Genomic DNA, 21,941 nt, shown 5'->3' with positions numbered 1-21,941 from the left:
TAATATCAGTTAATAGCTCTTGTAACAAATGTTTATAAAAAATAACTTAAAAATAATGTAGCAAAACCAAAATAGATTAGAGTGGAGATAATATCATTAATCGTTGTGATAAATGGACCAGATGCAACAGCTGGGTCGATTTTAACTTTATGCATTAATAACGGGATAACTGCTCCAGCAAGTGTTGCAATGATTAGAGAGATGAAAATTGAAAATCCTACTAACAACGCGACATAGAAATCGCCTTTCCATAAGTAAATCATGATAGTAGCTACGATCCCAGAACTAGAACCTGTAATAAGCCCCGTGCCGAGTTCTCGACCTAATATTTTTATAATAGATTGTTGTGCCATTTCCCCTTTGGCAATACCTCTAACTGCAACCGCTAATGCTTGCGTTCCCGTATTTCCAGCCATCCCAGCAATCAAAGGGATAAATGCTGCCAATACTGGTACCTGGTCTAATGTCGATTCAAATCGACCAATTAAACTAGCTGTCATCATACCTAGGAATAAAAGGATGATAAGCCAAGGTAAACGTTTTTTCGCAGAGGTTATTGGATTGTAATCTAGCGTGTCAACATCAGAGACACCCGCTAATTTGGAGTAGTCGTCAGATGCTTCTTCGTCAATTACGTCAACAATATCATCAACGGTAATGATTCCAAGAAGATGATCTTGGAAATCAACTACAGGCATTGCTAAAAAGTTATAGTCTCTCATTTTTCTTGCTACTTCTTCCTGATCTTCTCCTACAGAAACAGAAACTACTCTATCTGACATAACTTCTGCAATCATCGTATCATCATCACTAATGATTAGGTCACGTAAGGAAATAACACCTACTAAACGTTCAACCTCATCCACCACATAAATATAATAAATCGTCTCCGCATCAGGAGCTTCTCTTTTTAGAATGGCCATTGCAGACTTAACGGTTTGATTAGAAGAGATCGCTATAAATTCAGTAGTCATGATACTACCAGCAGTATACTCTTCATAATGTAATAACTCTTTAATCTCCGTCGCAGACTCTTTGTCCATGATAGTTAAATAACTTGCAACTTGGTCTTTATCTAATTCATTTAAAACGTCTACAGCATCATCGACATACATATTTGCTAACATAGATGCAGCATACTCTGGTGTCATTTCAGCCATCACGTCTTGATAATTATCCTCAGGTTGTTCTACGTTTTCAAATACTGTTGCCATTTCCTCTGGAGAGAGAAAATGATATAAGGTCACACGCTGTTCTTCTTCTAAGGATAAGAAAAAGGTTGCCTGATCATACGAGTGAAGATCTAGAAACTCTAGTCTGAACTTTTCATATTCTTTCTTCTCTAGTAGCTCAAATAATAATTCTTGGTTAAATGTATTTTTATCTTCTGTCACGACAACTCACTCCCTTCTGTTGTCTAATTACCGTACATTATTTTAATCTTAGGATAACCATCTTGCAACTGGAAGTAATCAATTACACATAATTTCTATTGAAAGATAAACACTATGGAAAAAGGAGATTAACATGAAAATTGATATTATTGGTGATATTCATGGATGTTTGCAGGAATTCAAAGAATTAACTGTTGCCTTAGACTATGACTGGTCAAGCGGATTACCCATACATAAAGACAGAACACTTGGTTTTGTAGGTGACTTGACCGATCGTGGCCCTAATTCACTTAAAGTAGTTGATATTGTTTATGAGTTAGTAAAAACCCAAAAATCTATTTACGTCCCTGGCAATCATTGTGATAAATATTATCGTTTTCTAATAGGTAGGAATGTGCAGCAAAAACATGGATTAGAAACAACGGTTGCGGAATATGAACGGTTATCAGCTAAACAACAAGAAAAAGCAAAAGAGCAATTTATTTGGTTATATGAAAACAGTCCATTATATGCCGTCTTAGATAATGCTAAGTTAGTAATTGCCCATGCAGGAATGAAAGATGCTTATATAGGTAGAACAGATAAGAAGGTAAAAACGTTTGTTTTATATGGAGATATTACAGGAGAAACACATGAAGATGGTTTTCCAGTTAGAAGAGATTGGGCAAAAGAACACACAGGAGATACATGGATTGTATATGGGCACACTCCTGTTAAAACCCCTAGATTCGTCAATAACACTGTAAATATAGACACTGGCTGCATATTTGGTAACAAACTCACTGCAATAAGATACCCAGAAATGAGTACCTTATCCGTCCCTTCTACCATGCCATATGTTGAGGAAAAATTCCGTCCTATTTAATTATGGACGGAACTTTTCTTCCACAAATTTCTTCAAATCATCTTCTAATTCACACACTACTTTCTTTACTTCACCCGACTTGATATCCAACCACTCCACACTCACACAGTGTAAAGCCTGACGATTTAAGTCGTTTTTAGCTCCTCCATAAAGTGTGTCCCCCACTAAAGGGTAACCCGCATGGGAAAAGTGAACGCGAATTTGGTGCGTTCTTCCCGTCTCTAATTGAACGTGTATGTGAGAAAAAAAAGTTGTATACCTTTTAACGTTATAATGCGTAATGGCTGTTTGACCATCTTCTCTTACTGTTCGTTCAATAATACTATCATCTTTTCTTCCAATTGGAGCTGTATAGGTTCCTTCTAGCGGTTCCACCTTCCCATGAACAATCGCTTCATATGTTCGCTTCACTTTCTTCTCTTTTTGTTGGAGACTTAATTTTTCATGAACAGGGCTATATTTTGCGATGAGGACGGCTCCTGAAGTATCTCTATCAAGTCTCGTCACAACATGAACGGTAGAAGGTAAACCTACACTTTCATAATAATAAATTAATGCTTGCGCAAGACTCCCCGTGGGGTGTTCTCTTGAAGGTATCGTATTCATCCCAGGTCCTTTATTTATAACTAAGACATATTCGTCTTCGTAAAGTATCCGTAAAGGGATGTTTTCCCCAATTAGTGTTTTACCTCGGTTTTCCGGTGGAAACATAACACGCACTTGATCACCTTCACGAACCACTTCCCTAACATTCACTTCATGCCCATTCACTTCAATTAAGCCACCTCCAAACTTTATAGAAGTAAGAGCTCTCCTTGTAATCCCACGTAAAAAAAGGAATTCCCTTAAGAGAATTCCTCCTTCGTCTTTATGAACACGATAAGATTCCTCGTAACGTTGTAATTTCATTAGACTACCACTCCACTCGTCAATCTATGTTGAGATGATAAAGTTTTTCTGATTGGTCTTTTAATCCTTAATAAAGGAGTACTGCACTCTCTTCCAAAATGGAAATGGTTTAAATCTAGCAAAACGAATCTTTTCATCTGCTACTCGGAATTGAATCGATTTTACATCTTTATGCAATAGCGAGAGGTGATCAATTGTAAGTTGAAAATCGGGTCTATTAACCGGCTTTAATGTACATGTATGATGGGCTGGTAAAATTAGTGGAGAACCGATTGTTCGGAAAACACGATTATTAATAGATGCCATTTCCGCCACCTGAATGGCTGGAATAGAAGGGTGAATAATTGCTCCACCTAATGCTTTATTGTATGCCGTACTTCCTGAAGGAGTAGACACACATAATCCATCTCCTCTAAAACGTTCAAAATGCTGTCCTCTCATATCAACATCCATCACTAACGTTCCATCTACTGATTTCACAGTCGCTTCATTCAATGCTAAATACCTTGATTCTCTGCCGCCATGCTGATATCGAACCATAACCTCCAAAAGAGGGTATTCAATAATTTGATAAGGAGTTTTTGCAATAGCAATGATCATCTTTTCTATTTCTTCTGGTACCCAATCCGCATAAAAACCAAGATGACCAGTATGCACACCAATAAAAGCAGTCTTATCTAATCTGGAACTATATCGATGAAACGCATATAGTAGTGTTCCATCTCCCCCTACTGAAATAACAATATCAGGAGTATCTTCATCATATTTTAAATCAAAGTCTTGCAAATATGTTTTTATTTTGTGCGTCAATGTATTCGATTTTGGATCTCCCTTAGACGTTACAGCAAATTTCATTTTCACCATCTCCTAGTGAACTTAGAATGAAAACCCATTACTCTTCTTTTTTCTTCGTAAAGATAGCTTGAGCTTCTTGAATCTCCTCACGAATTTCGCTCATCTCTTCATCAAGTTGGAAAGCTGCCTCCGCTGCACGTTCCAGTCTTTTTCGCATATCTTCTGGAAACTGCCCTTTGTATTTATAATTTAACGAATGTTCAATAGTTGCCCAAAAATTCATTGCTAGTGTACGAATCTGAATCTCAACAAGAATATGTTTTTCCCCATTAATGGTTTGAACTGGGTAATCGATAACCATGTGATACGAACGATATCCACTCTCTTTTTTAGAAGAAATATAGTCCCTCTCTTCTATGATGGTGAAATCTTTACGAGCTCGAATTAAATCAACCATGGACATTATATCTTCCACGAATTGACACATGATGCGCACTCCAGCAATGTCTTGCATTTCCGCTTCTAACTTGTCTAATGGAATTGCTTTTCGTTGAGCTTTATCAATAATACTAGCTGTCGGCTTCACTCTTCCTGTTACAAATTCAATCGGAGAGTGTCCCCCATCTAACTCAAATTGTGCTCGCATTCCTTTAAATTTCACTTTTAATTCATCTACCGCTTGTTTATATGGTGCTAAAAATAACTCCCAAACCTTCAATGCATTTCACCTCGTTACAAAATCTACTACAAGAAAATGGATTCGACTTTCGTGACAAGTTCCTCTCCATAATTACTGTTACCTTCAATGTTTTGCACAAGGTATTCTAATTCCTCTGTAATACTTGCTAGACCTAATTCACTATCTCCTTGCATTGCGTAGACACGAGCTTGTTTGTCCAATGCCTCTTTTAAATTTGTCCATTCATTTTCATATATGTATAGATAGATATATTCATCTTCATTTTCAGCTAAGTAGACAAAAGCTGCTTGATCAGAGTCAACGATCATTTGTCCTGTAGGTGTTAACGTTTCAATGGAAACATCACCTTCCACAGCAAAAAGTAAATTATTTTCTTCCCAAGTACTATTTTTAAGTGTAAGTGTTTTTCTCATTATGTGTTGCCCCTTCCTCATTCAATCCATCATCATTCTACCACACAATAATAGTAAGTTCTAAGCATTGAACAAATTATCCAATTCATTCATAATGGACAAGATACTACATCTCAGGAGGTTCCTATGGTAAAGGAAGTAGAAATCGAATTTAAACAACTTGTCACAGATAAACAATTCCAAGAATTAGTGAATCATTTTACTATAGACCAAGATACATTTGTGGAACAACATAATCATTACTTAGATACGAAAGAGTTTTTGTTAAAAGAGAAGAAATGCTCCGTTCGTATTCGTGAAAAAGCAGAGACATTCACGCTCACATTAAAAGTGCCAAAAGAAAATGCTGTGGAAGAAACACACCAAACGTTGTCTAAAGAGGACGCGGAGAGTGTTTTTAACCAACAATTCACACCTACTGTTGAAATGATAGGGGCATTAAGTGAATTCCATGTTACTTTAAATGATCTTTATCACTTCGGAACCCTTTCAACAGAAAGAGCATACATCCCATTCCAAGATGGAGTACTGTTCTTTGACAAAAGCAACTACCTAGGTGAAACAGATTACGAGTTGGAATACGAGGCTTCCGATTACCAAAGAGGTAAAGAAGTATTTGAAAACTTATTAAAACAGTTTAATATTATCCAAACTCCAACCGATACAAAGGTAAAGAGATTTTTTAAAAAGAAATTCCCCACTCTATAAGTGAAAAATAAAGAAAAAGGTGATCTAGTTCATGACTACACCCGCTTCCCTTCAGGCATTGGGTCAATTGCAAGCCATTAGACAGCTTCAACAATTGAATAGTTCCTCTACTTCCTTCGTAGAGAGTCCATTTTCCACTGTTTTAGCAACAACTTTAGAAAATCAACTAGGCAGTGTAGCAAATTTCATGCAACAAAATAACTCCCTGTTTCTTCAGCAATCGTTTCTTCCTACCCCAACTGTAGGAACCGTTTCTCCGAGCGGCACGAATGCCCCTGAGGATGTAAAAGAAATTATTCATGCTGCATCACAGAAATACAATGTACCTGTTCGCCTTATAGAAGCGGTGATTAAGCAAGAATCCGGTTTTAGAAAAGATGCTGTAAGTTCTGCAGGAGCTAGTGGCTACATGCAACTTATGCCTGCAACGGCAAAGTACTTGGGTGTGACAGATATATTTAATGCAGAGCAAAATATCATGGGTGGTACCAAGTACCTTAGACAAATGCTAGATAAATTTGGCCAAAACATTGAACTCGCCTTGGCAGCTTACAATGCTGGGCCTGGAAATGTAGATAAATACAATGGGATTCCTCCGTTTAAAGAAACGACTAATTATGTTAAAAAGGTAACTGCTACTTACTATGCTTGATTAGTGCGGAAAAGCTGAGATGCTGTGTCTCAGCTTTTTCTGTATTTTTGGCGGCTTTTTGGAGTTGCCGCTGGTTTCTTTTCGGATTCCTGCGGCTTCTCCTACTTGCCGTTGCTTTTTTCTCCGAATTCCTGCGGCTTCTCCGACTTGCCGCTGGTTTCTCTCCAATTAACAGCGACTTCTCCTCTATGCCTCACAATTACAACCACTAGTACATCATAATTTCATTATCTATACAAAATAAAGTCACATTGTTTGAGTTCAATAGTCCCTATTGTTACAATATAGTGAAGAAACATACCAATCATTTTCCATTTAGTATTAAAGGAGCGCCTATATGAACCAATAAATGTTGACACCATATGAACGTATCGGCGAAGAAAAACTAATAGAATTAGTAGATACATTTTATGATTTTGTCAAAGATGACGTAAATCTGGCGCCGCTATTTCCTGATGATATGGGTGAAACGAAAAGAAAACAGACCCAATTTTTAACCCAATATTTTGGCGGTCCCTCTTTATATACGAATGAGCACGGTCATCCTATGCTCCGTGCAAGGCATCTTCCACATCCTATTACACCAAAGCTTGCAACAGCGTGGTTAAAGTGTATGGAAAAAGCGATGGATGTTATTGACTTTCCATTAGATATCCGTGAAGAGTGCTTTGCTAGACTTGCCTTGACTGCTAGACATATGGTTAATACGCCTGAAGAAGGTGATGTAAATGATGAGTGATAAGCAAGTAACGGGACTAGAAATATATCTTTTCATTGATCCACTTTGTCCAGAATGTTGGGCATTAGAACCAACAATGAAAAAGTTGGTGTTAGAGTATGGAGATTACTTCACATTACGAAAGGTACTTAGTAGTAGCCTAATTAATTTGAATGCTAATTTGCAAAATCCTCAACACCTTGCAAACCATTGGGAGAGAACCGCTTCAAGAACTGGAATGAGTTGTGACGGGGATCTATGGTTAGAACATTCCCTTAAATCTCCCTCCCTAGTATCTCTAGCAATTAAAGCAGCTGAGTTACAAGGTAAAAGACTGGGAGCAAAATTTTTACGTAAGATCCAAGAAGAATTATTTTTAGAAAAACAAGATATCTCTAACCAATCTGTACTTGAGAACTGTGCAAAAAAAGTTGGTTTGGACGTACCTGTTTTCGCAGAAGACATAAACTCTCCCAGTGCAAAAAAAGCTTTTCAATGCGACATGAAGATAACTTCTGAAATGGAAGTAACAGAAAGCCCTACTTTGGTATTTTTTAATGAGAATATTGAAGATGAGGGATTAAAGATTAGTGGCTTATATGAATATGAAATCTATGTAGAGATTTTGCAAGAATTAGCTGGACAAACTCTAACCAAAAAATCTTTGCCTAATTTATTAGACTTTTTGAAGGCCTATCAATTCGTTGGTACTAATGAGGTAGCCACAGTTTTTAACTGGTCGAGGGAGAAAGCTACAAAAGAATTAAAGAAATTACACTTCCAACAACGGGTAAATCCGCTCCATGTGAAATACGGCACATTCTGGCAGTTTATTGAATAGTAATCGCTTTCATTTTGAAAGTTGGTTATATCATTGCAAAATCCTATATGGTGTAAAAGAAAAAATTCTTTCGATGATAATAATACTCTGTTAGAAAAAGAACTTCTCGTCGCAACAAGAGGGTTAAAGCTACTCACAACGGGGAAATATGAAAAGACACCGCAGGGGAACCACGGTGTCTTTTCTCTTTACGAACAAAGGGGATGGGAGAAATTTTTCACGGTCAAACAAAGGGGTATATGTTTGCTTGTGATCAACTTCACACCTGTATAGTATCATAATCCGACATTCTTTGACAAGGATTTGTGCTGTTGTTCACATTTTTGTTAAAATGAAAACGATTCTCAAATAACCATATTGACTAAAGAGGAATTACTGCCGGTGTCACTCTCTCTCCAATCCTAAAACTATTCCACATATATGCCACTATAACTATCTTTAAAAATTATTGTACTCCATCATGCACAAAACCAGGTGCATCGTTTAGGATACACCTGGTTTCAGTCTTATTCAATTTAGTAAAAAACTATTACAATTCTTCTAAAAGCTGTTCCATTTCCGCTAATTTTTCCTCAAACACTTTACAAGCATCTTCAATTGGCTTAGAAGTTGTCATATCCACTCCAGCTTTTTTCAATACTTCAATAGGATAATCAGAGCTTCCAGCTTTTAAGAACTCAACATAGCGATCCACTGCCGGTTGACCTTCTTCAAGAATTTGTTTACTTAACGCAGTTGCTGCACTGTATCCTGTAGCGTATTGGTATACATAGAAGTTATAGTAGAAGTGCGGAATTCTAGCCCATTCTAGACCGATTTCTTCATCGATTACCATATTATCTTTTCCAAAATATTTTTCATTTAAAGCATAGTACTCTTTAGTAAGAAGTTCAGCTGTTAACGCTTCTCCTTCTTGTGCTTTTTGATGAATTAATAACTCGAATTCAGCAAACATTGTTTGTCTGAATACCGTTCCTCTAAAACCTTCTAAGAAGTGATTTAATAGATACAGGCGCTTTTTAGGGTCTGTTGTCGTTTTTAATAAATGATCATTTAGTAAGGCTTCATTACAAGTAGAAGCTACTTCTGCAACGAAGATAGAATAGTTACCATATGGATATGGTTGTGATTTTCTCGTGTAATAACTGTGAACACTATGTCCAAATTCATGTGTAAGGGTAAATAAGTTATTCACGTTATCTTGCCAGTTCATTAGAATATATGGATTCGTTCCATATGTTCCAGATGAATAAGCTCCACTACGCTTTCCTTTATTCTCATAGACATCTACCCAACGGTTGTTTAAACCATCTTCAACGATAGATACATATTCTTCTCCAAGAGGTTTCATGGACTCTAACATTAACTCTTTTGCTTCATCATATGAAACTTCCATTTTCACATCTTTTACAAGTGGTGTAAATAGATCATACATGTGAAGTTCTTCTAAACCTAGGACCTTCTTACGTAGAGCAACATAACGATGCAATAGAGGTAAGTTTTTGTTTACTGTGTCTACTAATTGATCGTATACCGTCTCAGGAATATGGTTATTTGCTAAAGCAGCTGCACGTGCAGAAGGATAATTTCTAACTCTAGCATTAAAGTTATCCTTTTTCACTGTACCTGCTAATGTACTAGCAAAAGTATTTTTATATGAACCATACGTTCCATAGACCCCTTTGAAAGCATCTTCTCGAACTTGGCGATTTTCAGATTCTAGGAATCTAATATACCTACCATGTGTAATCTCTACTTCTTGACCATTTTCGTCTTTTACTACTGGGAAGGTTAGGTCTGCATTATTTAACATACCAAATGTGTTACTAGACGCTGCCATAACCTCTGAAGCTTGTGCAAGTAATGCTTCCTGCTCTGCAGATAGAACATGAGGACGTTCTTTCGCGATTTCTTCTAAAGCATGGCGATATAGTTCTAATTTAGGTTCTTCTGATAAATAAGAAGAAAGTTCCTCATCAGATAACTCTAAAATCTCCGGTACAAGATAAGATAATCCACTTGCTGCTTGCGTGTAAAGTGTCTTGATACGGTCATCCAAACCTTGATAGAAAGAATTACCTGTATCTTGATCGTATCTCATGTGAGCATATGTATATAATTTGCCTAGTCGTTGCATGACATTGTCACGATATGTTAAAACTTCTAATAAAGCTGCAGCTCCGTTTTTAATTGTACCTTTATATCCTTCCGCATCTTTTAACAATGTTTGAACTTGTTTAAACTCTTCATTCCAATCTTCATCGGATGAAAAAATATCTTCTAGTCTCCATGTTAAGTTCTCTTCTACTTCTGAACGAGTAGGTAAGGAAGATGTTTTTGTTGTCATACTATTCCCTCCATTATTTCGATATTCGAATAATTTCTTCTATATCATACCATATTTCAGAATATTCTTTCCACTCATTTGTTTCGTTCTTACCTATATTCTATTCTTTAAATTTCGCTAAAAAGGTCTTTCGTTCTTCTTCTTTCTCCAAAATTGTGTATTTCTTATACTCAGGACGAACACATAATAAATTTCCATCTTCTAGAGATAAAACACCAATTCTTAAAAGAACTTGTACGTACTCTTTCACTAATAGTCGAAACAGCTGCTTATCCTTAACTTCAACCAAAGAGTGCTTTATTACATTAAACTTCATTTTTCTTTCCAGTATCGCAACTAGGCCATCTATACTTATACATTCTATTGAAAGAAAACCTTCAGCCCATAAATACCATTGCCATTCAAAAGGAGAACAAAGCATAAGTGATTGATAAGAATTTGGTAAACCAATATAAGACGGAACATTTGACGGAGCAATCTGATGAAAATATAAAGAACTAAGCATTGGATCCTTTCGATTTTTTGTATACATCATTTTATTGATTAGCCAATGATCTCGATCAACAAGCCACTTTTCAAGATTTATCTTTTGTGAATTTAGTAATGGAGGGGAAAAGAATAGATTTGGGTGAACAGCGGAAAGAGGATAATAATGAACAGTAGCTACATATTTTGTAGCAGAAAGTATCTGTATGTGGTGTAAAAAATAAAGTCTTTTTTGACTGGGATCATAAAAGTGGATGTGCCACTTCAAGTTGGGGTGAAAACTTAGCATCATTAGTTCAAAGGAACGGAGATTAACTATCGTGTAAGGGTTAAAGGTTACAAAACGCGGAGGGCCACCTATAATCCACCAAGATGTTACGTTGTGTTTTTCATATCCTTCTTTTCTTATTTGGAAAGTGGAGAATGGTATAGAGGAACACTGAAATTCGATAGCTAAATGTTCTCGTGGTAAGTAAATATCCGCTCTTTGTGAAAGATTAGTCAATTTGTACTCAAGATTAGCTGAGGTGAAGTTTAAAAAGGCTCTATACAAATCTAGTTTTCCACTAAGGTGAAGAGCACTTTCTGATTCATGAGAATATGCACATTCTTTTAACGCTCTGTGAGAAAAATGAGGTACTTTCCTTGTTCCATGTCGATATATTACTTCTGTTTCACAATCAGAGCAATACCATTTTTCCTTTCTGAGAAGACCGTAAGAAATCTGACTTCCATTTCTATATAGGTGAAATTCTTCTCCTTTTGCATTTATTGCAGAAAACAAATAAACACCTCCCCAATATTTTGGTTAAGTGTTTATTCGACAAAAATCATAAAAGTCCTGCTATTATTCAACAAAAATGTCTTATAAAAGTGGAGAAAGAAGTCTAGACGTTGATTCTAGAACACGATAGCCTACATGTCGTTTATTAAAAAGCTCAAGGTCTAACTCTTTGCTATACGACAGGTCGTGCTGGAAATCAGATCTGAGTGTTTTAATACTTTCTGTTTCATAAAGGAACGCATTTACCTCGAAATTTAAGTGAAAGCTCCTCATATCCATATTAGCCGTACCGATGGAAGCAAAATCATCATCAATCATTAAGATCTTACTGTGCATAAAACCTCTTTCATATTCATACACCTTGCCTCCTGCCTCCATAAGTTCTGGAAAATACGATCTAGAAGCATGAAAGACGATTCGTTTGTCTGGTTTAGCGGGTACTAACAGTTTTACGTCAATACCAGATAACGCAGCTACTTTTAAAGCTGTAAAGATGTCATCATCTGGTATGAAATAAGGTGATGCAATCCACACTGACTTTTTAGCAGAAGTAATCATGGAGAAAAATAAATTCTTCATTGTACTCCATTCACTATCTGGGCCACCTGCAATCAATTGAACCCCACCTTGCGAAGCTAAAGAGTCTTTGCTATTTGATTGAAGGTAACCTGGCGTTAAAAAGCTCTCATTCGTCATATAAAACCAATCTTGGAAGAAAATTAATTGAAGATTTCTTACACCCTCACCCTTTAATAGTAAATGAGTATCTCTCCAATATCCAAAGTCTGAATTCTTACCAAGATATTCATCCCCAACATTTAAGCCACCCATAAACCCTGTATCTCCATCGATAACAATGATTTTACGGTGGTTACGATAATTAAATTTGTTGTTTAAAAAAGGTAAATATACTGGATTGAAAGCAACAACCTCTACACCTGAATGTTTTAGTCTAGTAAGATATTTTTTGGACAAACTCCAAGACCCTACTGCATCATACATAAAACGGACTTGCACACCGCTTTCTGCCTTCCTCTTTAAGATATCGCCAATTTTATTACCTAACTCATCATTTCGCACAATGTAGTATTGGAAATGAATATGGTGTTGTGCCTTTTCTAATTCTTCTATAATTGTAGAAAAAGTCTCTTTCCCATCTGTCAAAACCTTTGTTTCTGTTGCAAAAGTAATAGGTGACTGGCTTAATTTTTGAGTTAACTGGTAGAAGTTTTGATGCCTTTTGGAAGAAGGTAAATCCAGTAACTCATGAGTGGTACTTGTAAAATATTTCTTTACCCACTTTTGGTCCAATATATATTTCTGCTTAAACGTTTTTTCTTTACGATAACTTCGACCAAATAATAAGTAAAAAATAAACCCTAGCAAAGGAAAAGCTCCTAGTACAACAAGCCATGTAAGTGTCTGAGTAGGATGACGATTTTCAAAAAAGATAATAAACCCAATAATAATGACCATCATAGTTAAAGCTAAACTAACATAGTTTGTCCAATCAAATGGTAAAAAATCTCTAATTGCAAAATAAAATAATCCAATCGCTAAACCAAATAATATAACACGAAACGTATTTTTCATTACGTTGCCTCCGGGATGTAAAGCACCATTAAATTTTGAAAAAGCCGATTCCTAATAAGAAATCGGCTCTAGTTATGCAAAAAAGTTTTGAACTTGTGAAAAGACATCTTCTTTCATAACCGTTTTACCATACTCTTGTAACCAGTGTACGGTTGTGTGTGATTCTCTACCATATTCTAATAGGATACTTAGAGTATCTTCAATTAAGTCCTCTGTAAAGTCGTCCTCTGGGAATTCCACATATAAATAATATTTATTATTTGCCGCATAAAGGGATGTTTGAACAAATTCTAGTCCTGGTCGTTTGGATAATGAGATAATATCTTCAAAGTCAGCGAACTGTAACATAAACTCAAAGGATGAATCATCCTGTCCGTGGCTTTTCATTTGGAAATGCTCATCTAAGAAATCTTCAATTTGACCATCCACACCAATATCTTTTAGCTTTTCCTCTGGTACAGGTAACTCAAACCGTTGACCATCTTTCGTCATATGTGCTCGAGTAACAAGTATTTCTAAGCCTTTATCTAATGCTTGAACTTGTATCCATAGTGGGCCTTCCACTGTAAATTCCTCTTCTTGATGCACTTCATCCATCATTTCCCAAAATAATTCTTCACTCTTATCTCGGTTGTACCAAATTTCTTCTCGATCAAAACCTCTCTCTTCAATATCCATGTAAGAGACGTAAAACTTTACTGTGTTATCATTAATACGTTCGATTTCCATTGTATCCCATCTCCCTTCTAATATTTTTGGTGAAGGGAATCTCACCCTGGACCAATGTCCTTACTAGATGAATTCCATCTTGTACTTATATTTTATGATAAGTTGAAGCGAAAGGGAAATGAAAAGATTGCCCAAATTTCATAGAAAAGCGTAAGGAGTGTGCTCTGGCGCGGCAGAAAAGTTTGGTAAATCTTTAGTACTAATTAGCTTACCCAAATTTATAAAAAAACCTTCATACACTAACGTATGAAGGTTTTATCATTAGTTGACCATTTTTCTTGCTTCCATCAATTGATACGTTCTTACTTTACGAGGTAAGAAACGACGAATTTCATCTTCATTGTACCCTACTTGCAGTCTTTTTTCATCAATAATAATTGGACGACGTAAAAGACCAGGATTACCTTGAATGATCTCATACAATTGTTGAAGTGGCAAACTATCTAAATCTACGTTAAGCTTTTGGAACGTTTTAGAACGTGTAGAGATAATCTCATCTGTTCCATCTTCCGTCATACGTAAAATCTCTTTAATCTCATCTAATGACATAGACTCTGAGAAAATATTTCTTTCTGTATATGGAATATCATGTTCTTCTAACCATGCTTTCGCTTTGCGACAAGATGTGCAACTTGGTGAAGTGTACAATGTTACCATGATCATCAACACTCCTTCATTTAATGTAAGATTATGATGTAAGTTATTTGTAATTACTTTAATTTAGGAATTTCTATAATTATTATACACAATATTTCACTCTATGAATAGACGTTTTTTATTAATCATTCTTTAGATGTAGAAGATTTGTACACATTCATCTATACCCTCCTTGTAAAGTTGATAAACATCGTGTACAAGTTACATACTAAAGGTTCAAGATGAAAATTAGATGAAAAAAATAAAAAATCAGTCTAAAGATTTCAAAATATTTTCCTTATTCTTTTCGTCAATGGATAATACTTGTTCAACATCTTCATATTTCCCTTTATAGAATTCTTCATCTTTATACGTATGAATGTCCTCATAAATAGTCTTCATAGCTTCATAAATCTCTTCTTCACTTGCATTCGTTGGAGACCAATATAAGATCTCCATTGTAGTTACTTCACCAGTAGCTAATGATTTTCTTTCATAGCCAATTTTATCTGCATGCTTAAAGCCTATTCGTTTGTAAAAATACAACCTTTTAGCTGTATCTTCGTCGTTCACATCTACAGGTTCAACTTCGAGTAAAATAGGTTTGTTTTTGTCTTGAAGAAACTTCATTAGCTTCTTACCTAAACCTTGGCCTCTAGCATCCTTTGAAACAAATAAATAATCTACAAATACAAAATGTTTAAACTCTGCATACATTAATACGTGATGAGGCCCTTCCTCTTTGAAGTAAACATCTTTTTTTTCTTTTAAGAGAGACTCCATATGTTGCTTTGATTTCATTTCTTCTACCGGAAAATATTGATTTAGTTTTTCATACCAGTCCATCATAATCGCTCCTTATTTTTGTATATCCTTCTTTTTCCCTATATTCTGCAAAATTAACCTTTTTCGTGTCGATATTTCCAAGGTAATAAATTGTATGTCGAATACGTACAATTCGCATTTACAAAGCGAAAAAAAAGAGGCTGGGACAAAACCCGAAAGTGATTGCACAGGGATTTCCGCTGCAGGGGGACGCTTTCCACGGGGTGGGTTGCTGTTTCGAAAAGCGTAAGGTGCGCGTTTAGATGCGGCAACAAACTTGGAGGGACCGAGGAGGCAGTTCTTCAGCCACCACAGGGCCATCTGAGTTTGCCGAGCATCTGCGCACCTGAAGCTAGACATGCCTCCTCGTCGCTGAAGAACGCGCTCCTGTGGGGTCTCAGTAACCCACCTATCCCGTAGGAGTCGCCCCCTTCCGCTCCAATCCCTAAGAAATATTCTATAATTGCACTAATTCTGCAGTATTATAATCTTAAATACAACACAAAAAAGGTACATTCGTTTTTTCGAAATGTACCTTTTTGTTCAGTCCCAGCCTCATTTTTTTACTTATAAGCAGCTTGATACTGTTTAAATTCTGATTCTGAACACAGAACAAAGTGATCAGGCGCTACTTCTCTCATTTTTACTTCTTCCCCTTCTCCATAACCATGAGACTTAGGGTCATATGTTTTACGTACACGTTGACGTTCATAGTCTGGGTCTGGAAGTGGAATTGCTGATAATAGCGATTGAGTATACGGATGTAATGGGTTTTTGTATAAGTTCTCCGCTGTTGTAAGCTCTACTAACTTACCGAAATACATTACTCCAATTCGATCTGAAATGTATTTAACCATCGATAAATCATGGGCAATGAATAAATACGTAAGACCTTTTTCACGCTGAAGTCGTTTCATTAAGTTAACTACTTGCGCTTGGATAGATACGTCAAGTGCAGAAATCGGCTCATCCGCGATGATAAATTCAGGTTGAACAGCTAATGCTCTTGCAATCCCGATACGCTGACGTTGTCCACCAGAGAATTCATGTGGGTATCTGTTCGCGTGTTCTTTATTTAACCCTACCGTCTCTAAAAGATCATGAACCATTTTTTTGCGTTCTTCTTTCGACTTCGCAAGACCGTGAATATCAATACCTTCCGCGATAATGTCTTCCACTTTCATTCTTGGGTTTAATGATGCATAAGGATCTTGGAAGATCATTTGCATTTTACGGTTAAATTTCTTTAAATCTGCTTTAGATTTCTTGCCATGAACATTTTCACCGTCATAAATTACTTCTCCATCAGTAGCATCATAAAGGCGGATAATTGTACGACCAGTAGTGGATTTACCACAACCTGATTCACCAACTAAACCTAATGTTTCTCCCTTATAAATATCAAAAGAGATACCATCAACTGCTTTTACTTCGTTTGGTCTACCAATATTGAAATGTTGTTTTAAATTTTTAATTTCTAATAACTTTTTTTGTTCTGTCATACTTATTCCCCCTTACCTTGGAACTTATGCATGCGCATCTTTACTGCCTCAGGTGGCTCTACTTTAGGAGCATCTGGGTGTAATAACCAAGTAGCTGCATAATGTGTATCAGATACTTTGAACATAGGAGGTTGTTTCTCTAAATCAATTTGCATCGCATAAGGATTACGAGGTGCAAATGCATCTCCTTTAGGTGGAGATAATAAGTCTGGAGGTGTTCCTGGTATTGCATATAACTCTTCCTCTGTAGCATCTAGAGAAGGCATTGAACTAATAAGGCCCCATGTATAAGGGTGTTTTGGATTATAGAAGATTTCATCTACTGTTCCAACTTCTACAATTTTACCTGCATACATTACTGCTACGCGATCTGCAACGTTCGCAACTACACCCAAATCATGTGTAATAAAGATAATGGATGTATCAATTTTCTTTTGAAGGTCCTTCATTAATTCTAAAATTTGGGCTTGGATTGTTACGTCTAATGCTGTTGTTGGTTCATCAGCAATGAGAACTTTAGGATTACAAGCAAGAGCAATCGCAATAACAACACGTTGTCTCATACCACCAGAGAATTGGTGAGGATATTGCTTAAAACGCTCTTGTGCATTAGGAATACCTACTAAGTTCAATAATTCAATAGAACGTGCTTTAGCTTCTGATGATGATAATTTTTGATGCTTTAATAATGGTTCCATAATCTGCTTACCGATAGTCATCGTTGGGTTTAGAGATGTCATTGGGTCTTGGAAAATCATCGAAATATCTTTTCCACGAACAGATTGCATTTTCTTTTCAGAAATCGACGCTAAGTCTTTTCCTTCAAAAAGGATTTGACCTGATTTCACTTCGGAGTTTTGCTCTGGTAAAAGACGCATAATGCTTTTTGTCGTAACAGATTTACCAGAACCTGATTCTCCAACGATCGCTAGCGTTTCCCCTTTTTTCAATTCAAAGTCAACACCACGAATAGCTTGTACTTCTCCACCGAATGTATGGAAAGAAATATGAAGATCTTTTACTTCTAAAACGTTTGTCATTTTGTTCACCTACCTTAATCACGCATTTTTGGATCTAGTGCATCACGCACTCCGTCAGCTAATAAGTTAAATGTAATCATGATTAAACTGATTACTACAGAAGGCCACACCATTAAGTGAGGTAAGAACTGTAATGTTTTATACCCATTCTCTACTAATGACCCTAGAGAAGCATTTTCTTCTGGTAATCCTAATCCAATAAAGCTTAAGAATGCTTCGAAGAAAATAGCACTTGGGATCGTAAACATAGTGTTGATTAGAATAACACCAGCTAAGTTAGGAATTAGATGTTTGAAAATTATAGTAGAATCTTTTGCTCCAAGTGTCTTGGCAGCAAGAACAAACTCTTGGTTCTTCAATTTTAATGTTTGACCACGAACAACACGTGCCATACCTACCCAACCGGTAATAGTTAGGGCAATAATGATTGAAGTTAATCCTGGATCTAGTAATAGAATCATTAAAATTACAATTACTAAGTTTGGAATACCAACAATAACTTCAATGATACGTTGCAGAACATTATCCACTCTACCACCGTAGTAAGCAGAAATACCACCATATGCTACACCGATTACCATATCAATTAGTGCGGCAACGATAGCAATGTATAAAGAAATTTGGGTACCTTCCCAAACACGGGAGAATAAGTCACGTCCTAAACCATCTGTACCAAACCAATAGTATGCATCCACACCTTTTGTTTCATAGACGTTTTGGACTGTACCAGCTACTTCCATTTCTCCGTTAAAGATACCTAGGTTTTCAATACCAGGGATTTTTGGAGGTAAGTTGGAATGTGCTAAGTTTTGCGTTTGAGAATCATGTGGAGACATGTAAGGCCCTGCAAATGCCATGATCGTTAATAATATAACGATAACTAAACTTACAACTGCACCTGTATTTTTACGTAAACGAAGCCATGCATCTTGCCAATAATTTAAACTTGGCTTCTCAATTCTTTCATTATCTTGACCAGTCATTACTGCCGGTTTAAATAGATCTTTTGAAATTGTTTCGTTTTGTTGACTCATTTCTTTTTACCTCCCGCTAGACGAATTCGCGGATCGATAATTCCATATAAAATATCTACTACAAGAATAATGACAATTAATAAGAATGAGAATAGCAAAGTTGTTCCCATGATTATAGGATAGTCATTTACTTGGATAGATTTTACGAACTGTTCTCCTAAACCAGGAATAGAGAAGATTTTCTCAATTACTAGTGAACCAGTGATTAGTCCAATAGCTAGTGGTCCAAGAACAGTAATTAATGGAATTAACGCATTACGCAATGCATGCTTAACAGAAATTTCAAACGTGCTTGCTCCCTTTGCTCTAGCTAACATGATGTAATCAGAATTAAATACTTCTATTAATTCTGTTCTCATAAAACGAGCAGCAATGGAAATTGGGAACATTGCAAGAGCTATTGTAGGCAGAATCGAATATTCAGGCCCTCTCCAGAATGCTACAGGTAACCATCCTGCCTTAACACCTATCCAGTATTGTAATAGTGCAGCAAAAACGAATGAAGGTATTGATTTACCTAAAACCGCAATAAATGTACTACCATAATCAATCCATGTGTTCTGAAATAAGGCTCCTAAAATTCCTAGAACTATTCCGATGATTGTACCAAAGAACATTGCTTGGAAACCTAAAATTGCGGAAGGACCGATGCGATTAGCGATGAGGTCAGATACGTCGCGGTTATCAAATTGGAAAGACACGCCAAGGTCACCTTGTACTAAACCACCGATATATAATGCATATTGCTCTGGCACAGATTTATTAAGTCCATACTTTTCATTCATAATTTCTATTTGTGCATCTGATAGTTTATCTTGGTTATTATAGGGTGTCCCTGGCAGTAACTGCATGAGGAAGAATGTAAAAGAAGCGATTAGAAATAACGTAATAACCATATAAATTAAACGTTGGGCAATGTATTTTACCATCGTTGCACCTCCTGATCTTTTTAACATAAAGTAGTTTGAAAATTAAACAAAATTCGACAATTCTCTAGCATTGGAAAAGAGAGTATATACTTATATACTCTCTTTTCTTGCTTAATATAGTTGGATGAACCAAAACTATATTATTTTTCCACAGTAGCCCACTTGTATGAGAAGTCAGCTCCAAATGGATGCTCGATTAAACCTTTTACATAGTCTTGTTGAAGAACTGCAGCAGCACGTTGGTAAAGTGGACCAAATGCAGCTTCTTCAAGAAGGATGCGTTCAGCTTGAACCATTGCTTCCCAGCGTGCATTAACATCGCCAGAAAGAGTAGTCTTAGCATCTTCAACTAACTGATCATATTCAGCGTTAGAATAGTTTGAGTGGTTATGACCACCATCCGTAACAAATAGATCAACGAAAGTCATTGGATCTTGATAGTCAGGACCCCATCCAGCAACTTGGATGTCATAATCTTCTTTTGTATCACGATCTAAACGAATCTTGAATGGTACTTCTGATACAGAAATTGTTAAACCTTCAAGGTTAGTTTCAAGTTGGTTCTTAATGTAAGCATGGATGTTCTTAGAAGCTTCTGTGTCTCCACCTAGGATTTCTAAAGAAATTGCATCTTTACCTAACTCTTCTAAACCAGTTGCAAAGTATTCTTTTGCTTGCTCAACATCGTAACCTAAACCAACATCACTGTTGTTGTTGAAGAAATCTTCGTTTGTTTCTGGGTGGAAAGTGAATTCTTTTGGTACTAATTGGTTAGCTGCAATAGAACCATTAGCTAAGATATTGTTAACCATAGCTTCTTTATCAATTGCTAATGAAATAGCCTTACGGATATTTTCGTTAGCTAAATCTGTTTTTCCGTTATTATCTTGATTGTATTTAAAATAGAATACTGTTGGCTCAAGAATTTTTTCAGGTCTTCATGGTTAGCATATTGTGCAGCATACTCACCAGATAAACCAGCGCGGTCAGTTTCACCAGTTTCATAAAGGTTTACAGCAGTACCTGGCTCTTTAACAACTTCTACGTTAATTTGAGATAATTGTACTGTTTCTGCATCCCAATAAGAATCATTCTTTTTATATTTCCAAGATAAACCTGTTCCGTTCCAATCAGATAATGTGAAAGGACCGTTGTAGATCATCGTGTCGCTGTTTGTTGCATACGCCTCACCTTGAGACTCATAGTACTCTTGGTTTAGAGGGTAGAAAGTTGGGAATGTCATTAAAGACATGAAGTATGGTACTGGACGCTCAAGAGTAACCTCTAGAGTTTTATCGTCTTTCGCTACTACTCCTAAAGTATCTAGAGAAGCACCTTCAGAAACTTCTGTAGCACCTTTGATAACACCGTTCATCATGTATGCTCCATATGGAGTAGCGTTATCTGGGTTTACAGCTTGTTGCCAAGCAAATACGAAATCGTTAGCAGTTACAGGAGTTCCATTAGACCATTCAGCATCACGTAGTTTAAACGTATAAACTGTTCCGTCTTCATTTACTTCTGGTTCACCATCTGCCATACCTGGAGTTGGTTGGTTGTCTTTATCTAAACGGTAAAGACCTTCAAATACTTGGTTCATAACGTTGAACGCTACAGCGTCTTGCGCCATGATTGTGTTCATAGTAGGAATTTCTGCTGTTTCTAATACATTAAGTACTTGTGGTGCAGCTGACTCGCCGCCTTCTCCGTTACCTTCTTTAGCTGGCTCCGAAGAATCACCACCACCGTAACAAGCTGCTAGAAACATGCTTAATACTAATGATAGTGCTAGTAGGAATGAAAGTTTTGATTTTCTCATTCGATTGACCTCCCTTTTTTATTTTTCTGAAAAATTTCTACAATGATTATTATACATAATTTTTTCGGTTTGTACATTAATTTTTCAAAAAAAATTTACACAATTGAAATAATATTAATCTCTATTCAATAACATATTACCTTGAAACTAGTGTTTATTTCTGGATAATTTCCCTTGAAATCAACAAAATTGGACATTCTACAAGAGATTATGTATTTTAGA

The 21,941-nt window shown here is 36.3% G+C and carries 20 protein-coding genes and 1 pseudogene; 5 read left to right on the top strand and 16 right to left on the bottom strand.

The features are described 5' to 3' along the window. Positions 1-32 precede the first annotated feature (32 nt). A complete protein-coding gene (mgtE, locus tag G8O30_RS03525) occupies positions 33-1,394 on the bottom strand; it encodes a magnesium transporter (protein WP_239673611.1) in 1,362 nt (453 codons plus the stop codon). A gap of 133 nt (positions 1,395-1,527) precedes the next feature. On the opposite strand from mgtE, the gene prpE reads away from it, so the two are divergent. After that, positions 1,528-2,259 (top strand): bis(5'-nucleosyl)-tetraphosphatase PrpE, encoded by a 732-nt coding sequence (gene prpE, locus G8O30_RS03520; protein WP_239673610.1) that lies wholly within the window; start codon positions 1,528-1,530, stop codon positions 2,257-2,259. Here the strand turns inward: prpE and G8O30_RS03515 are convergent, their stop codons facing one another. The 4 genes from G8O30_RS03515 to G8O30_RS03500 are packed head-to-tail and all read right to left on the bottom strand — an operon-like array spanning position 2,260 to position 5,076. Next, positions 2,260-3,168 (bottom strand): RluA family pseudouridine synthase, encoded by a 909-nt coding sequence (locus G8O30_RS03515; RefSeq protein WP_239673609.1) that lies wholly within the window; start codon positions 3,166-3,168, stop codon positions 2,260-2,262. It lies immediately after the preceding gene. 60 nt (positions 3,169-3,228) lie between these two features. Then, a complete protein-coding gene (locus G8O30_RS03510) occupies positions 3,229-4,023 on the bottom strand; it encodes an NAD kinase (RefSeq protein ID WP_239673608.1) in 795 nt (264 codons plus the stop codon). Between the two features lie 37 nt (positions 4,024-4,060). Beyond that, positions 4,061-4,681: a GTP diphosphokinase gene (yjbM, locus tag G8O30_RS03505; RefSeq protein WP_239673607.1), complete on the bottom strand. Its 621-nt coding sequence runs from the start codon at positions 4,679-4,681 to the stop codon at positions 4,061-4,063. A 26-nt stretch (positions 4,682-4,707) separates the two neighbouring features. Beyond that, on the bottom strand, positions 4,708-5,076 hold the full coding sequence (locus tag G8O30_RS03500) for a UPF0738 family protein (protein WP_239673606.1): 369 nt from the start codon (positions 5,074-5,076) through the stop codon (positions 4,708-4,710). Between the two features lie 126 nt (positions 5,077-5,202). Between G8O30_RS03500 and G8O30_RS03495 the strand changes: the two genes are divergently transcribed. The 4 genes from G8O30_RS03495 (at position 5,203) to G8O30_RS03480 (ending at position 7,995) form a co-directional block, all read left to right on the top strand. Then, positions 5,203-5,784, top strand: a complete 582-nt coding sequence (locus tag G8O30_RS03495; RefSeq protein WP_239673605.1) for a CYTH domain-containing protein — start codon at positions 5,203-5,205, stop codon at positions 5,782-5,784. A 31-nt stretch (positions 5,785-5,815) separates the two neighbouring features. Continuing rightward, positions 5,816-6,436, top strand: a complete 621-nt coding sequence (locus tag G8O30_RS16085) for a lytic transglycosylase domain-containing protein (protein ID WP_275576516.1) — start codon at positions 5,816-5,818, stop codon at positions 6,434-6,436. A gap of 349 nt (positions 6,437-6,785) precedes the next feature. Beyond that, positions 6,786-7,175, top strand: a complete 390-nt coding sequence (locus tag G8O30_RS03485; protein WP_239673604.1) for a globin domain-containing protein — start codon at positions 6,786-6,788, stop codon at positions 7,173-7,175. Then, positions 7,165-7,995: a ClpXP adapter SpxH family protein gene (locus G8O30_RS03480; protein WP_239673603.1), complete on the top strand. Its 831-nt coding sequence runs from the start codon at positions 7,165-7,167 to the stop codon at positions 7,993-7,995. The genes G8O30_RS03485 and G8O30_RS03480 overlap by 11 nt, the downstream gene beginning before the upstream one ends. A 529-nt stretch (positions 7,996-8,524) precedes the next feature. Here the strand turns inward: G8O30_RS03480 and pepF are convergent. From pepF to G8O30_RS03425, 11 genes and pseudogenes are all read right to left on the bottom strand, one after another. After that, entirely contained in the window at positions 8,525-10,342 is a 1,818-nt protein-coding gene (gene pepF / locus G8O30_RS03475) for an oligoendopeptidase F (protein WP_239673602.1), read from the bottom strand. 100 nt (positions 10,343-10,442) lie between these two features. Then, positions 10,443-11,612 (bottom strand): competence protein CoiA, encoded by a 1,170-nt coding sequence (locus G8O30_RS03470; protein ID WP_239673601.1) that lies wholly within the window; start codon positions 11,610-11,612, stop codon positions 10,443-10,445. An 81-nt stretch (positions 11,613-11,693) separates the two neighbouring features. Then, positions 11,694-13,205: a cardiolipin synthase gene (cls, locus tag G8O30_RS03465; RefSeq protein ID WP_239673600.1), complete on the bottom strand. Its 1,512-nt coding sequence runs from the start codon at positions 13,203-13,205 to the stop codon at positions 11,694-11,696. 72 nt (positions 13,206-13,277) lie between these two features. Beyond that, complete coding sequence (gene mecA / locus G8O30_RS03460; protein WP_239673599.1) at positions 13,278-13,934, bottom strand: adaptor protein MecA; 657 nt, start codon at positions 13,932-13,934, stop codon at positions 13,278-13,280. 261 nt (positions 13,935-14,195) lie between these two features. Continuing rightward, on the bottom strand, positions 14,196-14,591 hold the full coding sequence (spxA, locus tag G8O30_RS03455) for a transcriptional regulator SpxA (protein WP_239673598.1): 396 nt from the start codon (positions 14,589-14,591) through the stop codon (positions 14,196-14,198). 249 nt (positions 14,592-14,840) lie between these two features. After that, on the bottom strand, positions 14,841-15,416 hold the full coding sequence (locus G8O30_RS03450) for a GNAT family N-acetyltransferase (protein WP_239674482.1): 576 nt from the start codon (positions 15,414-15,416) through the stop codon (positions 14,841-14,843). Between the two features lie 542 nt (positions 15,417-15,958). Next, the gene (locus G8O30_RS03445) at positions 15,959-16,897 is read right to left on the bottom strand and encodes an ABC transporter ATP-binding protein (protein WP_239673597.1); all 939 of its coding nucleotides are present in this window, start codon (positions 16,895-16,897) and stop codon (positions 15,959-15,961) included. 2 nt (positions 16,898-16,899) lie between these two features. After that, positions 16,900-17,937 carry an ABC transporter ATP-binding protein gene (locus tag G8O30_RS03440; RefSeq protein ID WP_239673596.1) on the bottom strand — a complete coding sequence of 346 codons (1,038 nt, stop codon included), beginning with the start codon at positions 17,935-17,937 and terminating at the stop codon, positions 16,900-16,902. A 14-nt stretch (positions 17,938-17,951) separates the two neighbouring features. Next, positions 17,952-18,971 carry an oligopeptide ABC transporter permease gene (gene opp3C / locus G8O30_RS03435; protein ID WP_239673595.1) on the bottom strand — a complete coding sequence of 340 codons (1,020 nt, stop codon included), beginning with the start codon at positions 18,969-18,971 and terminating at the stop codon, positions 17,952-17,954. After that, positions 18,968-19,900 (bottom strand): oligopeptide ABC transporter permease, encoded by a 933-nt coding sequence (gene opp3b, locus G8O30_RS03430; RefSeq protein ID WP_239673594.1) that lies wholly within the window; start codon positions 19,898-19,900, stop codon positions 18,968-18,970. Before opp3b ends, opp3C begins: the two co-directional genes overlap by 4 nt. 140 nt (positions 19,901-20,040) lie before the next feature. Next, positions 20,041-21,719, bottom strand: a pseudogene (locus G8O30_RS03425) (peptide ABC transporter substrate-binding protein). Between the last annotated feature and the right edge of the window lie 222 nt (positions 21,720-21,941).

Origin of the sequence: Mangrovibacillus cuniculi (assembly GCF_015482585.1) — a bacterium.
Lineage (GTDB): Bacteria > Bacillota > Bacilli > Bacillales > R1DC41 > Mangrovibacillus > Mangrovibacillus cuniculi.
Note: the sequence above shows the minus strand (reverse complement) of the source record. Positions and strands in the feature narration are given on the sequence as shown.

What these genes read in the sequence shown, in the direction of transcription:
- opp3b (WP_239673594.1), bottom strand. Translation starts at nt 19,900, where the DNA reads ATGGTAAAATACATTGCCCAACGTTTAATTTATATGGTTATTACGTTA.
- G8O30_RS03480 (WP_239673603.1), top strand. Translation starts at nt 7,165, where the DNA reads ATGATGAGTGATAAGCAAGTAACGGGACTAGAAATATATCTTTTCATT.
- G8O30_RS03485 (WP_239673604.1), top strand. Translation starts at nt 6,786, where the DNA reads ATGTTGACACCATATGAACGTATCGGCGAAGAAAAACTAATAGAATTA.
- mecA (WP_239673599.1), bottom strand. Translation starts at nt 13,934, where the DNA reads ATGGAAATCGAACGTATTAATGATAACACAGTAAAGTTTTACGTCTCT.
- G8O30_RS03450 (WP_239674482.1), bottom strand. Translation starts at nt 15,416, where the DNA reads ATGGACTGGTATGAAAAACTAAATCAATATTTTCCGGTAGAAGAAATG.
- pepF (WP_239673602.1), bottom strand. Translation starts at nt 10,342, where the DNA reads ATGACAACAAAAACATCTTCCTTACCTACTCGTTCAGAAGTAGAAGAG.
- opp3C (WP_239673595.1), bottom strand. Translation starts at nt 18,971, where the DNA reads ATGAGTCAACAAAACGAAACAATTTCAAAAGATCTATTTAAACCGGCA.
- G8O30_RS03510 (WP_239673608.1), bottom strand. Translation starts at nt 4,023, where the DNA reads ATGAAATTTGCTGTAACGTCTAAGGGAGATCCAAAATCGAATACATTG.
- spxA (WP_239673598.1), bottom strand. Translation starts at nt 14,591, where the DNA reads ATGGTAACATTGTACACTTCACCAAGTTGCACATCTTGTCGCAAAGCG.
- cls (WP_239673600.1), bottom strand. Translation starts at nt 13,205, where the DNA reads ATGAAAAATACGTTTCGTGTTATATTATTTGGTTTAGCGATTGGATTA.
- G8O30_RS16085 (WP_275576516.1), top strand. Translation starts at nt 5,816, where the DNA reads ATGACTACACCCGCTTCCCTTCAGGCATTGGGTCAATTGCAAGCCATT.
- G8O30_RS03495 (WP_239673605.1), top strand. Translation starts at nt 5,203, where the DNA reads ATGGTAAAGGAAGTAGAAATCGAATTTAAACAACTTGTCACAGATAAA.
- G8O30_RS03440 (WP_239673596.1), bottom strand. Translation starts at nt 17,937, where the DNA reads ATGACAAACGTTTTAGAAGTAAAAGATCTTCATATTTCTTTCCATACA.
- G8O30_RS03500 (WP_239673606.1), bottom strand. Translation starts at nt 5,076, where the DNA reads ATGAGAAAAACACTTACACTTAAAAATAGTACTTGGGAAGAAAATAAT.
- prpE (WP_239673610.1), top strand. Translation starts at nt 1,528, where the DNA reads ATGAAAATTGATATTATTGGTGATATTCATGGATGTTTGCAGGAATTC.
- G8O30_RS03515 (WP_239673609.1), bottom strand. Translation starts at nt 3,168, where the DNA reads ATGAAATTACAACGTTACGAGGAATCTTATCGTGTTCATAAAGACGAA.
- G8O30_RS03445 (WP_239673597.1), bottom strand. Translation starts at nt 16,897, where the DNA reads ATGACAGAACAAAAAAAGTTATTAGAAATTAAAAATTTAAAACAACAT.